Origin of the sequence: Streptomyces sp. NPDC048269 (genome assembly GCF_040652395.1) — a bacterium.
Classification (GTDB): Bacteria; Actinomycetota; Actinomycetes; order Streptomycetales; family Streptomycetaceae; genus Streptomyces.
The window spans coordinates 1-16,680 of sequence record NZ_JBEZLW010000025.1; the positions used below are offsets into that span (position 1 = coordinate 1).

Annotated in this window: 14 protein-coding genes; 4 read left to right on the plus strand and 10 right to left on the minus strand. The window is 73.1% G+C overall.

Features of this window, described 5'->3' with window-relative positions:
• Positions 1-90: 90 nt before the first annotated feature.
• Complete coding sequence (locus AB0D48_RS24290; protein ID WP_362400609.1) at positions 91-888, minus strand: site-2 protease family protein; 798 nt, start codon at positions 886-888, stop codon at positions 91-93.
• 73 nt (positions 889-961) lie between these two features.
• Here AB0D48_RS24290 and AB0D48_RS24295 point away from each other — a divergent pair, with 73 nt between their 5' ends.
• Complete coding sequence (locus tag AB0D48_RS24295; protein WP_362400612.1) at positions 962-4,357, plus strand: BTAD domain-containing putative transcriptional regulator; 3,396 nt, start codon at positions 962-964, stop codon at positions 4,355-4,357.
• A gap of 57 nt (positions 4,358-4,414) precedes the next feature.
• Here AB0D48_RS24295 and AB0D48_RS24300 read toward each other — a convergent pair whose 3' ends face one another.
• The 3 genes from AB0D48_RS24300 to panB all read right to left on the minus strand — a co-directional run bounded on the left by AB0D48_RS24300 (position 4,415) and on the right by panB (position 7,351).
• The gene (locus AB0D48_RS24300; protein WP_362400614.1) at positions 4,415-5,266 is read right to left on the minus strand and encodes an ABC transporter permease; all 852 of its coding nucleotides are present in this window, start codon (positions 5,264-5,266) and stop codon (positions 4,415-4,417) included.
• Positions 5,263-6,285 carry an ATP-binding cassette domain-containing protein gene (locus tag AB0D48_RS24305; RefSeq protein ID WP_362400617.1) on the minus strand — a complete coding sequence of 341 codons (1,023 nt, stop codon included), beginning with the start codon at positions 6,283-6,285 and terminating at the stop codon, positions 5,263-5,265. The genes AB0D48_RS24300 and AB0D48_RS24305 overlap by 4 nt, the downstream gene beginning before the upstream one ends.
• A gap of 196 nt (positions 6,286-6,481) precedes the next feature.
• Positions 6,482-7,351 carry a 3-methyl-2-oxobutanoate hydroxymethyltransferase gene (gene panB / locus AB0D48_RS24310; RefSeq protein WP_362400620.1) on the minus strand — a complete coding sequence of 290 codons (870 nt, stop codon included), beginning with the start codon at positions 7,349-7,351 and terminating at the stop codon, positions 6,482-6,484.
• Between the two features lie 291 nt (positions 7,352-7,642).
• Between panB and AB0D48_RS24315 the strand changes: the two genes are divergently transcribed.
• A complete protein-coding gene (locus AB0D48_RS24315; RefSeq protein WP_362400623.1) occupies positions 7,643-8,671 on the plus strand; it encodes an endonuclease/exonuclease/phosphatase family protein in 1,029 nt (342 codons plus the stop codon).
• A gap of 84 nt (positions 8,672-8,755) precedes the next feature.
• Here AB0D48_RS24315 and AB0D48_RS24320 read toward each other — a convergent pair whose 3' ends face one another.
• Positions 8,756-10,510, minus strand: a complete 1,755-nt coding sequence (locus AB0D48_RS24320; protein WP_362400626.1) for an NAD+ synthase — start codon at positions 10,508-10,510, stop codon at positions 8,756-8,758.
• Positions 10,511-10,600: 90 nt separating this feature from the next.
• On the minus strand, positions 10,601-12,235 hold the full coding sequence (locus tag AB0D48_RS24325; RefSeq protein WP_362400629.1) for a multicopper oxidase family protein: 1,635 nt from the start codon (positions 12,233-12,235) through the stop codon (positions 10,601-10,603).
• A gap of 203 nt (positions 12,236-12,438) precedes the next feature.
• On the opposite strand from AB0D48_RS24325, the gene AB0D48_RS24330 reads away from it, so the two are divergent.
• The gene (locus tag AB0D48_RS24330; protein ID WP_362400632.1) at positions 12,439-13,185 is read left to right on the plus strand and encodes a DUF998 domain-containing protein; all 747 of its coding nucleotides are present in this window, start codon (positions 12,439-12,441) and stop codon (positions 13,183-13,185) included.
• Complete coding sequence (locus tag AB0D48_RS24335; protein ID WP_362400635.1) at positions 13,182-14,120, plus strand: alpha/beta hydrolase; 939 nt, start codon at positions 13,182-13,184, stop codon at positions 14,118-14,120. Before AB0D48_RS24330 ends, AB0D48_RS24335 begins: the two co-directional genes overlap by 4 nt.
• Here AB0D48_RS24335 and AB0D48_RS24340 read toward each other — a convergent pair.
• The 4 genes from AB0D48_RS24340 to AB0D48_RS24355 form a co-directional block, all read right to left on the minus strand.
• Positions 14,105-14,524 carry a CBS domain-containing protein gene (locus AB0D48_RS24340; RefSeq protein ID WP_362400638.1) on the minus strand — a complete coding sequence of 140 codons (420 nt, stop codon included), beginning with the start codon at positions 14,522-14,524 and terminating at the stop codon, positions 14,105-14,107. The two genes, AB0D48_RS24335 and AB0D48_RS24340, sit on opposite strands and share 16 nt — an antisense overlap.
• Before the next feature lie 160 nt (positions 14,525-14,684).
• On the minus strand, positions 14,685-15,413 hold the full coding sequence (locus tag AB0D48_RS24345) for a DUF305 domain-containing protein (RefSeq protein WP_362400641.1): 729 nt from the start codon (positions 15,411-15,413) through the stop codon (positions 14,685-14,687).
• On the minus strand, positions 15,410-16,081 hold the full coding sequence (locus tag AB0D48_RS24350; protein ID WP_362400644.1) for a DUF3105 domain-containing protein: 672 nt from the start codon (positions 16,079-16,081) through the stop codon (positions 15,410-15,412). The genes AB0D48_RS24345 and AB0D48_RS24350 overlap by 4 nt, the downstream gene beginning before the upstream one ends.
• A 53-nt stretch (positions 16,082-16,134) precedes the next feature.
• Positions 16,135-16,560, minus strand: coding sequence for a hypothetical protein (locus AB0D48_RS24355; protein ID WP_362400647.1), 426 nt, complete (start codon positions 16,558-16,560; stop codon positions 16,135-16,137).
• Positions 16,561-16,680: the final 120 nt, after the last annotated feature.

Here is a 16,680-nt window from a genome sequence, read left to right on the forward strand (position 1 = left end):
GCTCCTCGTCCGTCAGCACCAACTCGGCCTTCGGCCGCCCCATCGCCATACCGAAAGCCTACAACTGAACAGAACTCCAGACTCAGAACACTAGGACGGGGCCGTGCAGAAGCCGTCGGTCTCGACCCAGAAGCGGTAGAGGTCGCGGCCGCAGTACGTCTCCAGGTCCGACACGCCGAGCCCGGACAGCACATCGCGCACCACCTCGAAGAAGAACGCGTTGACCTCCGGGATCCACAGCAGCGCGAAGACCGCGATCAGGCCGAACGGCGCCAGCGGCGCCATTTCGCGGCGCACCTTGTACGACAGCCACGGCTCGATCACCCCGTAGCCGTCGAGCCCCGGCACCGGCAGGAAGTTCAGGATCGCCGCCGACACCTGGAGCAGGGCGAGGAACGCGAGTGCGAAACGGAAGGCCGGCGGGACGCCGTCGAGGGCGTCGAGCCAGAACGGGGCCGTGCACACCACGGCGAAGGCCACGTTGGTCAGCGGGCCCGCCGCCGAGATCAGGCTGTGCTTCCAGCGGCCCTGGATGCGGTCGTGCTCGATGTACACCGCGCCGCCGGGCAGGCCCAGGCCGCCCAGGATCACGAAGAGCACCGGCAGGACGATGCTGAGCAGCGCGTGCGTGTACTTCAGCGGATTCAGCGTCAGGTAGCCCTTGGCACCGACCGAGAGGTCGCCGCCGTGCAGGGCGGTCCGGGCGTGCGCGTACTCGTGCAGGCAGAGGGAGACGATCCACGCCGAGGTCACGAAGAGGAACACGGCGAGCCCGGTGCTCGTCGAGTACCCCGTCCACACGGCCCAGCCGGTGACCGCCATGACGGCGACGATGCCGAGGAACACGGAACTGATGCGCCGCTCGCCGCGGCTGCCCTGATGACCCATGCGGCGAAACCTATCCCGGCGCCCGGACACAAATGGGGTCGGGTCCGGGCCCGGCTCCGGCGACAATGGGCCGGTGCGTTACGCGATTCTCGGCACCACCCAGGTCATACGCGACGACGGGACCCCCGTCGCCGTCGGCGGAGCACGCCTGCGGGCGCTGCTGACCGGGCTCGCGCTGCGCCCCGGGCGGGCGGTCCCGGCGGACCTGCTGGTCGCCGAGGTGTGGGACGGCGATCCGCCGGCCGACGCGGTGGCCGCCCTGCAGGCGCTGGTCGCGCGGCTGCGGCGGGCGCTGGGACACGAGGCCGTACGGTCCGCCGAGGGTGGCTACCTGCTGGCCGCCGACCGCGAGGACATCGACCTGTACCGCTTCGAGCGGCTGGCCCGCGCCGGCGGCGCGGCCCTGGAGCAAGGCGACCCGGCCAAGGCCGCGGCCCTGTACGAGGAGGCCCTCGCCCTGTGGCGCGGGCCCGCCCTGACGGACCTCCCCGACCCGGCCGCGGAGTCCGCGCGCTGGGAGGCCGTACGGGGGGACGCGCGGCGGGGCCGGCTCGCCGCGGCCCTGGCCCTGGGCGGGGCGGAACAAGTACTGCCCGAGCTGACCGCGCTGTGCGCCCGGCAGCCGCTGGACGAGCCCCTCCAGGCCCTCCGCGTCCGGGCCCTGCGCGACGCGGGCCGCCCGGCGGAGGCCCTGGCGGCGTACGACGGCGTCCGCCGGGACCTCGCCGCCCGCCTGGGCACGGACCCGGGCCCGGCCCTGCGCGCCCTGCACGCCGAACTCCTGAACCCCGTGCCGGAACCGGAACCCGCACCCGCACTCGCTTCCGAACCCACCGCCGCCCCCCGGCCGGCTGCCCAGCCCCAGCTCCCGGGCGCCCGGACCCAGCCTGCGCACCCCGGCCGGCCATCGGCGCAGCCGGACCGGCAGCCGGGGCCGGGCGGAGGGAACCTGCGGGCTCGCCTCACCACCTTCGTCGGGCGCGAGGACGACATTCGCGCCATCGGCGACGACCTCGCCCGGGCCAGGCTCGTCACGCTGCTCGGACCGGGCGGGGCCGGCAAGACCCGGCTGTCCCAGGAGGCCGCCGAGGCACAGGACGAGGACGGCTGGCCCGACGGGGTGTGGCTCGTCGAGCTGGCCCCCGTCGACGGACCCGCCGACCCCGAGGACGTCGCCGAGGCCGCGCTCGCCGCGCTCGGCGCGCGCGAGACCAAGCTGCGCGGCGCCGCCGCCGAGGAGATGCGCGCCCTCACCGACCGCGCCGGGGACGCCCCCCTCGACCGCCTGGCCGAACACTGCGCACGACGGCGGCTCCTGCTGCTGCTCGACAACTGCGAGCACGTCATCGCCGCCGCCGCCGAACTCGCCGAACGGCTCCTCACCCACTGCCCCGGCGTCCGGATCCTGGCCACCAGCCGCGAACCCCTCGGCGTACCGGGAGAGACGCTGCGCCCGGTGGAACCGCTGCCCGACCCGGTCGCGCTGCGGCTGCTCGCCGACCGCGGCGCCGCCGCCCGCGCAGGGTTCACCGTGGCCGAGGACCCGGCCGCGGCTGCCGAGATCTGCCGCCGGCTGGACGGGATGCCGCTGGCCATCGAGCTGGCCGCCGCCCGGCTGCGCCTGCTCACCCTCCGCCAGATCGCCGACCGGCTCGACGACCGCTTCCGGCTCCTGACCGGCGGCAGCCGCACCCTGCTGCCGCGCCAGCAGACCCTGCGGGCCGTCGTCGACTGGTCCTGGGACCTGCTCGACGACCCCGAACGCGTCGTCCTGCGCCGCCTGTCCGTCTTCGCGGGCGGCTGCGACCTCGCCGCCGTCGAGACGGTGTGCGCCGAAGGAGGCCTCGACGTCGCCGACACGCTCGGCTCCCTCGTCGACAAGTCCCTCGTCGTGGCCGCCCCCGGACCCGACGGCTCCGGCATGCGCTACCGCCTCCTGGAGACGGTCGGCGAGTACGCCGCCGAACGCCTCGCCGAGGCCGGCGGGGACCGTGAGGCCACCGAGCGCCGCCATCTCGTCCACTACCGCGAACTCGCCCGCACCAGCGAACCCCTGCTCCGCGGCCACGGCCAGCGCGCGGCCGCCGACCGGCTCGCCACCGAGTACGAGAACCTCCGTACCGCCCTGCGCCGGGCCGTCGCCGCCGGCGACGCCGACGAAGTGCTGTGCCTCACCCACTCCTTGGGCTGGTACTGGCACATGCACGACCTGCGCTCCGAGTCCCGGCACTGGTCCGACGCGGCCGCCGCGCTCGGTCCCGACCCGTTCGCGCTGCCCGTCGTCCCCGCGGAGCCCGTGTACCAGCGGCTCGTCGACACGCCCCCGCCCTACAGCGGCGAACTGCTCACCGAGGCCTGGCGCGCCGTCCACCTGCTCCGGCTGGCATCCCGGGACCAGACCAACGACAGCTGGAACAGCCCGGCCGTCCGCGCCCGGGTCGACAGGGTGATCGCCACCTATCGCCCCGGACTCCCGCAGACCTGCCGGACGCCCTCCTCCCTCTGGATCTACGCCGTCATGATCGCGGGCGATCCGGGACTGCTCCGGCGGGTCATCGAGGCGACCGTCGATACCGCCCGCGAGCTCGGCTACCGCTGGGAGCTCGCCTCCGCCCTCCAGCTGCGCGCCAACATCCTTGCCAACAGGGCCGACTGGGCGGGCGACGCGTCGCGCGACGCCGACGAGAGCCTGGCCCTCTTCCGTGAACTCGGCGACGCCTGGGGCTGCGCCGAGGCGCTCTCCGCCCGCGCCGAGTCCCTGGAGAAGCGGGGTGAATACGGCCTGGCCGCCGCCGACTTCCGCGAGGCGATCGCGTACGCGGAACGCCTGGGCGCCAAGGCGCAGGTGACGGTCCTGCGCGTACGGATGGCCGGGACCCTCACCGAGTGCGGCCGGATGGAGGAGGCCGAGGAGATCCTCGCCGAGATCGTCGCCACGGTGCAGCAGTACGGCAACGAGGCCATGCCCGCCGCCCGGATGTTCCTCGCGGGGATCCTCGGCCGCACCGGCCGGATCGCGGAGGCTCGCGCCCAGTTGCAGGCACTGCGGGACGAGTTCGCCCTCGGCGCGTTCGCCATCTTCGACGGCTACCTGCTCGGCACGCTGGCCTGGCTGGCGAACCAGGAGGGCAACTACGAGGAGGCGCTCTCCCTGCTGCGCCAGGCCATGGGGACCGCCCAGGATCCGCTCGCCCGGATGGTGGCCCCGCAGATGCCCGCGGTCTACCTGTTGACCGCGGCGCTCTCCCTGGTCTCGCTCGGCGGCCCGCGGCGGGAGTACGACGCGGCCAGGCTGCTCGGCGCCCACCGGGCGCTGCTGCCGCCCGGGCACTTCCCCGTCACCACGGAACGCGAGGACTCCGCCCGGGCCGAGGAGCTGGCGCGGGCGGCGATGGGCGACGCCGTGTACGAGGCGGCGTACGCCGAAGGCGGCGGCCTCACCCTGGAGGAGGCCACCGCCCTCATCTGACCCGGCCCCCGGCCGGAGCCCGTCCGGGACGCGATCCGGAACGGACCGGTCCGCGGATCAGGTCTTCTGGCGGAACTTGCGGACCGCGATCGGCATGGTGATCGCCGTGATGCCGACCGACCAGGCCAGGGTGATCCACACCGAGTTGCCGAGCGGGGTGCCGTTGATCAGGGCGCGGGCCGCGTCGGCCAGGTTGGACAGCGGGTTGTAGTCCGTGAAGGCCTGGAGCCAGCCCGGCATCGTGATCGGCGGGGCGAAGATCGAGCTGCCGAACTGGAGCGGCATCAGGACGATCATCGCCATGCCTTGCACCGCCTGCGCGGTCTGCAGGGTGAGGCCGAGCAGGATGAAGATCCACATCAGCGAGGCGCCGAAGACCGCCGACAGCCCGATGGAGAGGAGCAGGTCCAGCACCGAGCCCTTGATCGACAGGCCGAGCAGGAAGCCCATGCCGAGCAGGATCGTGATGGCGACCATCATCCGGCCGAGCTCGACGACGATCTTGGCGATGAGCACCGAGGACCGGGCGATCGGCATGGACCGGAAGCGGTCCATCACTCCCTTCTTGAAGTCGTCGTTGACTCCGGTGCCCACCCCCATCGCGATGTTCATGCCCATCATGGCCATCAGGCCGGGGACCACGTAGTTGACGTAGTCACCCTGGTTGCCCTTGCCGGAGATCGCGCCGCCGAAGACGAACACGAACAGCAGCGTGAAGATGATCGGCATGAACAGGACGTCGAACATCGACTCCGGGTCCTGCTTGATCTGCAGGGCGTTGCGGCGCACGAGGGCGCCGATGTGCCGCAGGTTGGCCCGCAGGCCGATCCGGCCCTCGCCGGACAGGGTGTCCGCGGGGCCCGGGGAGGCAGCGGTACGGGTGGGCTTCGTGGTGGTTACGGTGCTCATGCCGCGACCTCCTCGGTCTTCTCGGTGGGAACGGAGTCCTCGGGGGAGGCCGGCTCCTTTCCGGTGATGGACAGGAACACCTCGTCGAGGCTGGGCAGGTACGTGCCGAGGTCGGCGATCGCGTACCCGCGGGCGGCCAGCAGACCGACCACGGCGGTCAGTTGCTCGTCGGTCAGGATCGGGACGAGCAGCACGCCCTCGTCCGGCACGGCCTGGGAGCCTGCCACACCGTCGAGCCCGGCCTCGGCCAGCGAGCGGGCCATGCCCGGCAGGTCCGAGGAGTCCACGGGGCGGATCTTCAGGGTCCGGCCGCCGACCCGGGCCTTGAGTTCGTCGACCTTGCCGTTGGCGATGACCTTGCCGTGGTCGATGACCGTCAGCTCGCTGGCGAGCTGCTCGGCCTCCTCCATGTACTGGGTGGTGAGCAGAACGGTGGCCCCCTCGGCGACCAGCCGCTGGACCTCGTCCCAGACCTCGTTGCGGGTACGGGGGTCCAGGCCGGTCGTCGGCTCGTCCAGGTAGAGCACGGCCGGGTTGCCGATCAGCGAGGCGGCGAGGTCGAGCCGCCGCCGCATGCCGCCGGAGTAGTTCATGGCGGCCTTCTTGGCCGCATCGGTCAGGGAGAACCGCTCCAGCATCTCGTCGGCGCGGCGGCGGGCGTCCTTGCGGGACAGGTCGAGCAGCCGCCCGATCATGTAGAGGTTCTCCCAGCCGGAGAGCTTCTCGTCGACCGAGGCGTACTGGCCGGTCAGGCCGATGGTGCGGCGCAGCTGCCGCGGCTGGCGGACCACGTCGTAGCCCGCGACGGTCGCGGTCCCGGAGTCCGGGACGATCAGGGTGGACAGGCAGCGCACCAGGGTGGTCTTGCCCGCGCCGTTGGGCCCGAGGACCCCGAGGACGGTGCCCTCGCGGACCTCCAGGTCGACGCCGTCGAGGGCCTTGGTCTCGCCGTAGTGCTTGACCAGCCCCCGTACTTCTACGGCGTTGGGATTCTTGTCGTTTCGCGTCATGTCCACCATGGGACCAGCCGGCACTGACAAACCACCGACAGCCGACCGACAGCCGACCGACAGGCAGCCGGCGGAGAAGCCGACAGCCCGCCGACTCCGTGTCGGCGGGCTGTCGGATCTGTCGATCACATACGCACGTCCGTGTCCGTGTCCGCGTCCGTGTCCACGTCACGGTCCGCGTCACACGTCCGGTCACACGTCCGCGTCAGTGGAAGGCGTGCTCCGGCTGCGGGAACGCTCCGCCGACCACGTCCTCGGCGAAGGCCTTCGCCGCGTCTCCCATGGTCTGGCGCAGGTTCGCGTACTGCTTCACGAACCGCGGCAGCTTCCCGCTGGTCAGCCCCATCATGTCGGTCCACACCAGTACCTGCGCGTCGCACTCCGAGCCCGCGCCGATGCCGACCGTCGGGATGTGCAGGGACCGGGTGACCTCGGCGGCCAGCTCGGCCGGGACCAGCTCCAGCACCACCGCGAAGGCGCCCGCGTCCTGCGCGGCCTTGGCGTCGCGGAGCAGCTGGTGCGCGGCCTCGTCACCGCGGCCCTGGACCCGGTAGCCCATGGCATTGACGGACTGCGGGGTCAGGCCCAGGTGGGACATGACCGGGATGCCGGACTGGACGATCAGCTCGGTCTGGTGCAGCGAGCGCTCGCCGCCTTCCAGCTTCACCGCTCCCACGCCGGCCTCCTTGACGAGGCGGGTGGCGCTGCGCAGGGCCTGCACGGCGCCTTCCTGGTACGACCCGAACGGCATGTCGCCGATGACGAGCGCGCGGCTCGTGCCCCGGACGACGGCCGCCGACAGCATGGTCATCTGGTCCATCGTCACCGGGACGGTGGAGTCGTAGCCGAGGTGGCAGTTGCCCATCGAGTCGCCGACGAGGATGACCGGGATGCCGGCCTCGTCGAAGACGGACGCGGTCATCGCGTCGTAGGCGGTGAGCATGGGCCACTTCTCGCCGCGTTCCTTGGCGAGGGTGAGGTCGCGGACGGTGATGCGCCGGGTGCCCGTGCCTCCGTACAGAGTGGGGGAGGCCGTCGAAGCGGGTTCGCGGGCAGGCGAAACGGCATGCGTCATTGCAACTGCTCCTTGTGTCATCTCGAGGCGCCCTCACGGCGTCCCCGGACTCACCCACCATGGTGGCATCCGCGTGGCCCGCGGCGGAAGTGGTGGAGGGCGCGCGCCCGGCCCGCGCGAGCGAATATGCGCGTTTCGTGACAACCGGAACCCCTGGCGTACGGCCGTTCGTCCTCCCGGACGTACGACCGCCACAGGAGGCGGTCGTGACGGAGAACACGTAAGGCTTCGTACATCGCCTAGGGTCAAGGGGCGGAGACGGAGCGCGAGCACGGCAGTGAGGGCAGTGGCATGGCACAGGCGTACATGACGGAAATGGGGAACGGCGGCTCGGAGCCCGAGCCCTCCGGATCCCGCTTCCGGCGCCGGCTGGCCGATCTGCGCGGTGACCGGGGCATCTGGCGGCGCGGGCTGGTGCTGACCGGGATCGCCGTGCTGATCGCGCTGGTCATGATCTTCCACGCGGAGCTGCCCAACGACGTGGGCAACCTCGGAAGCCTCACGGAGACCTTCCTGCCCTGGCTGGGCCTGGCCGTGCCGGTCCTGATGGCCGCCGCCGTGTACCGCCGCTCCGCGACCGCGCTCATCGCGATACTGCTGACGGCCGCGGTCTGGGTGAACCTGTTCGGCGGCCTGGTCACCGACAAGTCCGGCTCCGGCGGCAACCTCATGGTCGCCACCCACAACGTGGACGCCGACAACGCCGACCCGCGCGGCACCGCCGAGTCCGTGGCGAAGTCCGGGGCCGACGTGCTGGCCCTGACCGAGCTCAAGGGCAGCGCCGTCCCCGTCTACGAGAAGGCCCTGGCGGGCACGTACAAGTACCACGCGGTCGAGGGCACGGTCGGGGTGTGGAGCAAGTTCCCGCTGAGCGCCGCCCGGCCGGTCGACATCAGGATGGGCTGGACCCGGGCCATGCGCGCCACGGTGGACACCCCCTACGGCCAGGTCGCCGCGTACGTCGCCCACCTGCCCTCGGTCCGGGTCAAGCTGAACGCCGGTTTCACCGCCAACCAGCGCGACAACAGCGCCGACGCGCTGGGCGCCGCGCTGGCCGCCGAACCGCTGAAGAAGGTCATCCTGCTCGGCGACCTCAACGGCACCATGAACGACCGCGCCCTGTCCGAGGTCACCTCGCAGATGCGCTCCACGCAGGGCGCGGCCGGCGACGGCTTCGGCTTCAGCTGGCCGGCCCAGTTCCCGATGGCCCGGATCGACCAGATCATGGTCCGCGGGATCAGGCCGGAGGCCTCCTGGACCCTCCCGCGCACCGCCAGCGACCACCTCCCGGTCGCGGCCCGGGTCACCGTCAAGCCGTAGGACGCGCAGGTTCCGCAGGTCCCGCAGGTCCGTACGTGCCGCCGGGGGCCGGGCCACGGCCCCCGGCGCACGTACACGGGCGCGCTACGCCTGCTCGCGCCAGCCGTTCGTGATGGGCAGCCGGCGGTCCTTGCCGAAGCCCTTCGCGGAGATCTTCGTGCCCGGCGGGTACTGGCGGCGCTTGTACTCCGCCGTGTCCACCATCCGCAGGGTCCTGGCCACCAGCTCGCGGTCGAAGCCGGCCCCGACGATGGCCTCCATGCCCTGGTCGCGGTCCACGTACAGCGCGAGGATCGCGTCGAGCACCGGGTAGTCCGGCAGTGAGTCCGTGTCCACCTGGCCGGGGCGCAGCTCGGCGCTCGGCGGCTTCACGATCGAATTCTCCGGGATCGGCGGGGTCTCACCGCGCTCGGCCGCGGCCCGGTTGCGGTACTCGGCGAGCCGGAAGACGTCCGACTTGTAGACGTCCTTGATCGGGCCGTACGCGCCGACCGAGTCGCCGTACAGGGTGGAGTAGCCGACGGCCAGCTCCGACTTGTTGCCCGGGGCCAGCACGATGTGGCCCTCCTGGTTGGAGACCGCCATCAGCATGGTGCCGCGCAGCCGGGACTGGAGGTTCTCCTCGGCGAGGCCGGTGAGGCCCAGCGAGCCCATGTACGCGTCGAACATCGGCGCGATCGGCACGGTCCGGAAGTTCAGGCCGGTCCGCTCGGCCAGATCGGCCGCGTCGTCCTTGGAGTGGTCCGAGGAGTACTTCGAGGGCATCGAGATGCCGTGGACGTTCTGCGCGCCGATCGCGTCGCAGGCGATCGCGGCGACCAGCGCGGAGTCGATGCCGCCGGAGAGCCCGATCAGGACGGAGCGGAATCCGTTCTTCTTCACGTACGCGCGCAGGCCCACGACCAGCGCGTCGTAGACCTCCTCGTCGTCGTCGAGGCGGTCGGCGTAGCCACCGGTGACGACCGGCTCGTACGGCTCCACGGGCTCCTCGGAGAGGATGACGCGGTCGATGCGCAGCCCGTCGTCCACCACGCCCTCCGGGGCGTCGGCCCGCGCGGCGGGCAGGTCCAGGTCGACGAGGACACAGCCCTCGGAGAACTGCGGCGCGCGGGCGATGACCTCGCCGCCGGCGTCGACGACGATCGAGTCGCCGTCGAAGACCAGTTCGTCCTGGCCGCCGATCATGGCCACGTAGGCGAGGGTGCAGCCGGCCTCCTGGGCCCGCTTCCGGACCAGTTCGAGTCGCACGTCGTCCTTGTTGCGCTCGTACGGGGAGGCGTTGACCGAGATCAGCAGCCCGGCCCCGGCGGAGCGGGTGGCCGGGACCCGGCCGCCCTCCTGCCAGAGGTCCTCGCAGATGGCCAGGGCCACGTCGATGCCGCGCACCCGGATCACCGGCTGGGTGTTGCCCGGCACGAAGTACCGGAACTCGTCGAACACCCCGTAGTTGGGGAGGTGGTGCTTGGCGAAGCGCAGCACCACCTCACCGCGGTACAGAACGGCGGCCGCGTTCTCCGGCGAGCCGGCCGGCTTGCCGAGCCGGGGAATGGCCTTCTCGGTGCGGTCGAGGTAGCCGACGACGACCGGCAGCTCGCCGAAGCCCTCGGCCGCCAGCCGCTCCGCGAGCTCGCGCAGCGCGGTGCGGGAGGCTTCGACGAAGGAACCGCGCAGGGCGAGGTCCTCGACGGGATACCCGGTCAGCACCATCTCCGGGAACGCCACCAGGTGGGCGCCCTGCTCGGCGGAGTGCCGGGTCCAGTGGACGACCGAGTCGGCGTTGGCGGCGATGTTGCCGACGTGCGAGTCGATCTGATTCAGAGCGAGACGAAGTTGAGGCACGGGCCCAGTCTAATCGTCTTTCTGACGCGATGTCCTGGCGATGTCCTGGATCCGGCCTGATTCCGGGCCCGGCGGCTGCGCCTCACGGGCCTACAGCTGGTAGCCGAGGACCGTCATCATCCCGGACTCCGAGTGGTAGACGTTGTGGCAGTGCGTCATCCACAGGCCCGGGTTGTCCGCGTCGAAATCGGCCGTCAGCCTCCCGCCCGGCAGCAGGATGGCGGTGTCCTTGCGGGCCCCGCCGGCCTCGCCGCCGAGGGCGAAGGTGTGCCCGTGGAGGTGCAGCGGGTGCCACATCGGCGTCGCGTTCCTGAACTCCAGCCGGACCCGCTCGCCCGCCTTCACCGGATGCCGCTGGTCGGGTGTGTAGGGCGTGCCGTCGAAGGCCCAGTTGTACCGCCTCATGGAACCGGTCAGCCTGAGCCGGACCGTACGGTCCGGCTCGCGCGGCGCCAGCGCGGCCGATTCGGCGGGCCTGAGAGCGTCCGCCATCAGCGGGGGCCCGTCCAGCTCGGCCGGCCGGGTCGCGGCGGTGGGCGCCGCACCGCTGCCGGTGCGCAGGACCGCGAGCGCCGACCGGCCCTTGCCCTCGGCCAGCGCGGTGAGCGGGAACACCCCGTCCTTGGCGGTGACCAGGACGTCGTACCGCTCGCCCATGGCCAGCAGGAGCGAGCCCGTCGTCGCGTGCTCGACCGGGAAGCCGTCCGTGTGGGTGACCGTCAGTTCGTGGCCGCCGAGGGCGATCCGGAACGCGGTGTCCCCGCCGGCGTTGATGACGCGGAGCCGGATCCGGTCGCCGGGGCGGGCGGTGAAGACCGACGGGTCGTCCGCTGCCCTGCCGTTGACCAGGTAGTACGGGTAGGCGACGTCGCCCGCTTCCCTGCCGAGGACGTCGCTGTCGGCGCCCACGAGCAGGTGCGGCGGCCGGCCGGGGGCGCCCGGAGCGGCCGCGGGGCCGAGCGTGGCGGCGGGGGTGCCCGGGGCGCGCTCCGTGCCGTGGGCGTGGCCTCCGCCGGTCTGGCTCCTGCGGAGTCCGGCGAGGACGGCGTCCGGGGTGACGCCGTCGACCCCGTCGATCCAGTCGTCCAGCACCACCACCCACTCCTTGTCGTACGCGAGGGGCTCCTTGGGGTCCTCGACGATGAGCGGGGCGTACAGCCCGCGGTCCTGCTGCACACCGGAATGGGGGTGGAACCAGTACGTCCCCGGGTGCGTGACGGCGAACCGGTACGCGAAGGAGCCGCCCGGGGCGATGTCCCGCTGGGTCAGCCCGGGGACGCCGTCCATGTCGTTGCGCAGCGCGAGGCCGTGCCAGTGCAGGGAGGTGGCCTCGGGGAGGTTGTTGGCCAGCGTGAGGGCGAGGGTGCCGCCCGCGGTGACCCGTACCTCCTTGCCCGGCAGCCGGCCCTCGTACGCCCAGGAGCGGACGGTGTGGCCGCCGCCGAGGTCGAGCGTGGCGGCGGTGGCCGTGAGCTTGACCTCGGTGACCGGCCCGGTGGCCTTGCGGGCGGTCTCGGCGGCCTTGACCTCCGGTCCGGCCGGATCCACGTACCCCGGGGGCCCGTCGGCGGCGGAGCCACCGTGGGGCGCGGCGCCCTTTCCGGAGCCCGGGCCCGAGCCCCGTCCGGCGGAGCCCGCGCAGCCGGTGAGCAGCCCCGAACCGGCGACGGCGACGGCTGCGGCGGATGCGCCGAGCACGGCGCGACGGGTGGGAAGTGAACGCATGGGAGCACCTAACGGGTGGGGGAGGGCAGGCCGATGGCGAGGGCGGGGCCCGTCCGTTGCCCGCGCCGCCACCGGCGGAACGCGGGCCGCGCCCCCGAGCGGCGCGGCTCGCCGGTCACTGCCCGTCATGGCTCCGGACGCTACCCGGGGCGGGTATCCGATCCCAGGAGCGACGCCCCGGTCCGCATAGGATTAGTCACACCATGTCCACGAATGGCCGCTCTCTGCGCTCTCCGCGCTCCCGGAGCTCTCGGCGCCCGCGGCGCTCCCCGTGGGCGGCCCGGCCGGTCGCCGCGCTCCTCGGCCTGGGCGCCGCCGCCTACACCGCGTGGGTGCTCGAAGTCGTCCTCTCCACCGGCCTCAACCCCATCGAGACGTACGTCAGCGAGCTCGCCGCCCAGGACCAGCCGCTCGGCGGCCTGTTCCGGGCCACGGACTTCACCGCCGGGCTGCTCGCCTTCACCGGCGGGCTGCTCGCCCTGCTCCGGCTGGTGCGGCACGCCGAGTCCCGCCGCCCCTGGGCGGTCACGGGCTGGACCGGGGTCACCCTGTTCGGCGCGGCCACGGCCGCCGACGCCTGGCTGCCGCTGAGCTGCGCGCCCACCGTGGACCCCGTGTGCGCCGCCCGGGAGACCGCCGGACTGGTGCCCGCCACCCATCAGGCCCATGCCGTCAGCAGCAGTCTGGCCATGACGGGCGCCCTCGTCGGGCTGGTGGCCCTGACGGTCGCCGCCCGCCGCTACGGCTGGTTCGCCCCCCTCGCCCGCCACGGTCCGGCGCTCGTCGTCCTCGAACTGCTCGCCACCGTCTGGACCCTGTCCGCCATCGCCCTGTTCACCGCCGGCCGCGGGACCTGGGCCCTGGGCGCGGGGCAGCGGCTGCAGGTCCTCTTCGTCGCGCTGTGGCTGGGCGTGCTCGCGTACTCCGTCCACAAGGCGGGCCGCACGTGAGCATCCGGTACGGGGGAGGCGCCGGCCGGTTCGTCCGGGTGGACGGGGTCCCGCTGCACGTGGTCGTCGAGGGCCGCGGGCCCGTTGCCTTGCTCGATGCCGGGCTCGCCATGGCCTGGTTCGACTGGGACGCGGTCGCCGCGCTGCTGGTCGCGCAGGGCCGTACCGTCGTCCGCTTCGACCGCCCCGGGCACGGCCTCAGCGCCTCGGCCGCCGCGCCGCCGACCGCCGCCGGGGAGGCCCACCGGATCGCCGGACTGCTGGACGCCCTCGGCCTCACCGACTCCCCCACCCACCCCGTCGGCGGCCCCGTCACGGGCCCCGTTACCGGCCCCGTCACGGGCCCCGTCACCGTCGTCGGGCACTCGATCGCCGGGTTCCACGCCGAGGCCTTCGCCCGCCTGTACCCGCAGCGCACCGCCGCCCTGGTGCTGCTCGACTCCAGCGTGGAGGAGGCACCCCGTACGGTGCTGCCCGCCGCGCTGCGCACCGGGGCCGCCCGCGCGGTGGGCCGGGCGCTGACGGCCGCCGGACTGCCCGCCGCGCTGGGTCCGCTCGCCCGGCGGCTGACCGTACGGGCCTCACGCACCGGCGGCGGCGACCCGGCCGCGCGGGAACTCGTACGCCGCTGCTACCGAACCGGCCGCGTCTGGCGCGGCGCCCTGCTGGAGAACTCCCGCTACCCGGACATGGCCGCCGAGGTCCTCGCCCTGCGCGAGACGCACCCCCTGACCGCGCCCGCCACCGTCCTCGCGTGCCACGACGGCTCGTCCGGCCGCGGCGCCCTCCGCTGGCTCGCCCGCCAGGCGGACCTCGCCGCCCGGCTCGGCGCCCGCTTCGAGGTCGCCGAGCCCGCCGGGCACCTGGTCATGCTGGACCGCCCGGCCCAGGTGGCCCGGGCGGTCCGCACCGCCGCCGGTCAGCCGCGCGCGTAGACCATCTCCGCCCAGCCGGCCATCTGCTCCTCCGAGAGGTGCTTCGCGAGATCGGCCTCGCTGATCATGCCGACGAGCTTCTTGTTCCTGATCACCGGAAGCCGGCGGATCTGGTGGCTCTGCATCTCCTCCAGTACCTCGGAGACGTCCGCGCCCGCGTCGATCCAGCGCGGCGTGCCCTGGGCCATGTCGCCGGCCGTCACCCTCGACGGGTTGTGGCCCTTGGCCACACAGCCCACCACGATGTCGCGGTCGGTGAGGATCCCACAGAGCCGTTCCGTCTTGTCGCTGATGGGCAGCGCGCCCACGTTCAGCCGCGCCATCATCTGGGCGGCCCGGTCGAGGGTCTCGGTGGCGGGGATCCACTGGGCCCCGGCGTGCATGATCTCTCCGGCGGTGGTCATTGCGTAAACCTCCTGAGCGCCGTCCTCGGCGGGTGCGGATGCGCCCGCCTCGGCGTCCTCGTCCTCATTCGGCCGCTCGGCCCGCCGCGACCGCTCGCGGAGGCGTACACGCCCGTACGGGTGAGAGGGCGTCCACCCACCACCGTACGGGCGTGTCGCGTCACCCGCGCGGCGCGGCTCCGCGCTTGCCCAGCATGTCCGCCATCAGGGTGAGCTCGGAGCTCTGCGCGTCGGCCATGCCCTGCGCCAGGTCCCGCTCGACCGGGGTGCCGCACTGGCGCGCACAGCCCTCGGCCATCTCGACGCCGCCCTTGTGGTGGTCGGTCATCAGCTGGAGGTAGAGCACCTCCGCGTCCCGGCCGCTGGCCGCGGTGAGCTGTGCGAGCTCCTCCTTGGTGGCCATGCCGGGCATGAGCGCGCCGGGCTTGGCGGCCGCGGCGTGGCCGGAGTGGCCGCCGTTCTGGCCGTGGTCGCCGTGTCCGTCGTGGCCGGTGTGGCCACCGTGCTCGCCGTGCCCGCCGTCCTCGCCGGAGGTGCCCATCCAGGACATCGGCGGCTCGCCGGCCACCACCTTCGGCAGCCCCCACAGGTCCAGCCAGCCGAGCATCATGCCCCGCTGGTTGGCCTGGGTGTTGGCGATGTCGTACGCGAGGCTGCGCACCGCCTCGTCCTGGGTGCGGTCCCGCACGATGAACGACATCTCCACCGCCTGCTGGTGGTGCACCGCCATGTCGCGCGCGAAGCCCGCGTCCGGCGAGTGCAGCCCCGGCGTGCGGGCCGGCGTACCGGAGTCACCGCTCGCGGCGGCGACCGTGGCGGCCGCCGCGCACAGCAGCGCCAGCAGCACGGCCGTGCCGGCGGCCCAGTACGTACGAGGGGTACGGCTCACTTGCCTGTCACCCCGTTCGCGCAGGCCGCGCCCGGCTCGGGGGTCTGCGGGCCCTGCACGTACCGGGTGAAGAACTGCGCCACGCGCGGGTCGTCCGCCTTCTCCACCGTCAACTGCTTGCCCCACGCGCTGAGCATGATCGTGCCGGCTTGCTCCTTGACCGGGCTCATCAGCGTGTACGGGGTCTTGCCGACCGTGTCGGCGAGCTTGTCCAGCTCGGCCTTGCCGGCCTTCTCGTTGTACGTCACCCAGACCGCGCCGTGCTCCAGCGAGTGCACGGCGTTCACCTCGGGCACCGGATTGTCGTAGACGTCGCCGTTGCAGTTCATCCAGCGGGGGTGGTGGTCACCGCCGACCGGGGGGTTCATCTCGTACTTCACCGGGGTCTCGACGTGGTTGCGGCCGAACTTCGCCGCGTCCCAGGTCTGCTCGCCGTCGACCGGCGTCTTGCGGGCCAGTTCCGCGGCATCCTGCTTGCGCTGCTCGGTCTGCCTCTGGTCGATCATCACCCACGCGCCGAAACCGGCCAGACCGGCGACGACGACCACCGAGGCCGTGATCGCGATGGCCTTGTTGCGCCGGTCGCGCGCCTTGTCGGCCCGGCGCATCTGGGCTATGCGCGCCTGGCGTGAGTGCTGGTCGGTGGTGTTTCCGGACTTGCTGGCCATGGTGCCCTGGTTCCTTCTGCTGAGGGGGGTGGATGGACGCGAAACCGGACCCGTCAGGTCCGCAGCACCTGGAGGACATACGGGCCGGGGGCGCGGGCGAGCGGCTCGGGAGGCCGGATCCGGCCCGCCCCGCCGGTCACGGCGACGGGCGGCGGATCCCCGCCGGCCACGGTCACGGCGGGAGGCGGCACGGGCAGCACGCCCGGGATCACGTGCGCGAGCGGCGAGCAGCCCGGCTGGTGGTCCGGGGACACGCAGACGGCTTGCGCGGCGCCGTGCGCCCCGCTGTGCGCCCCCCTGTGTACCCCTGTTTGCGCCCCGCCCTGCGCCGCCGTGTACTCCGTCGGGACGTGGTGTTCACCCGGCCGCGCGCAGAGCAGGAGCACCCCGGCCAGCACACCGGAGGCCGCGAGGAGGACGGCGCGCAGCAGCCCGGGACGTGTCTGACGCCCCCGTCGCGTGTACTGCCGGCCCCCCATGGGCGCAGATGGTAATGCTCATGACGGGTCCGAGGTCAGTGCGGGGGTGCCGCGAGCTTTGCCAGGTGCGTAATCTGGCGGAAACCACCGCTGGCGATACTGGGTCCGCCCGACTGTGCC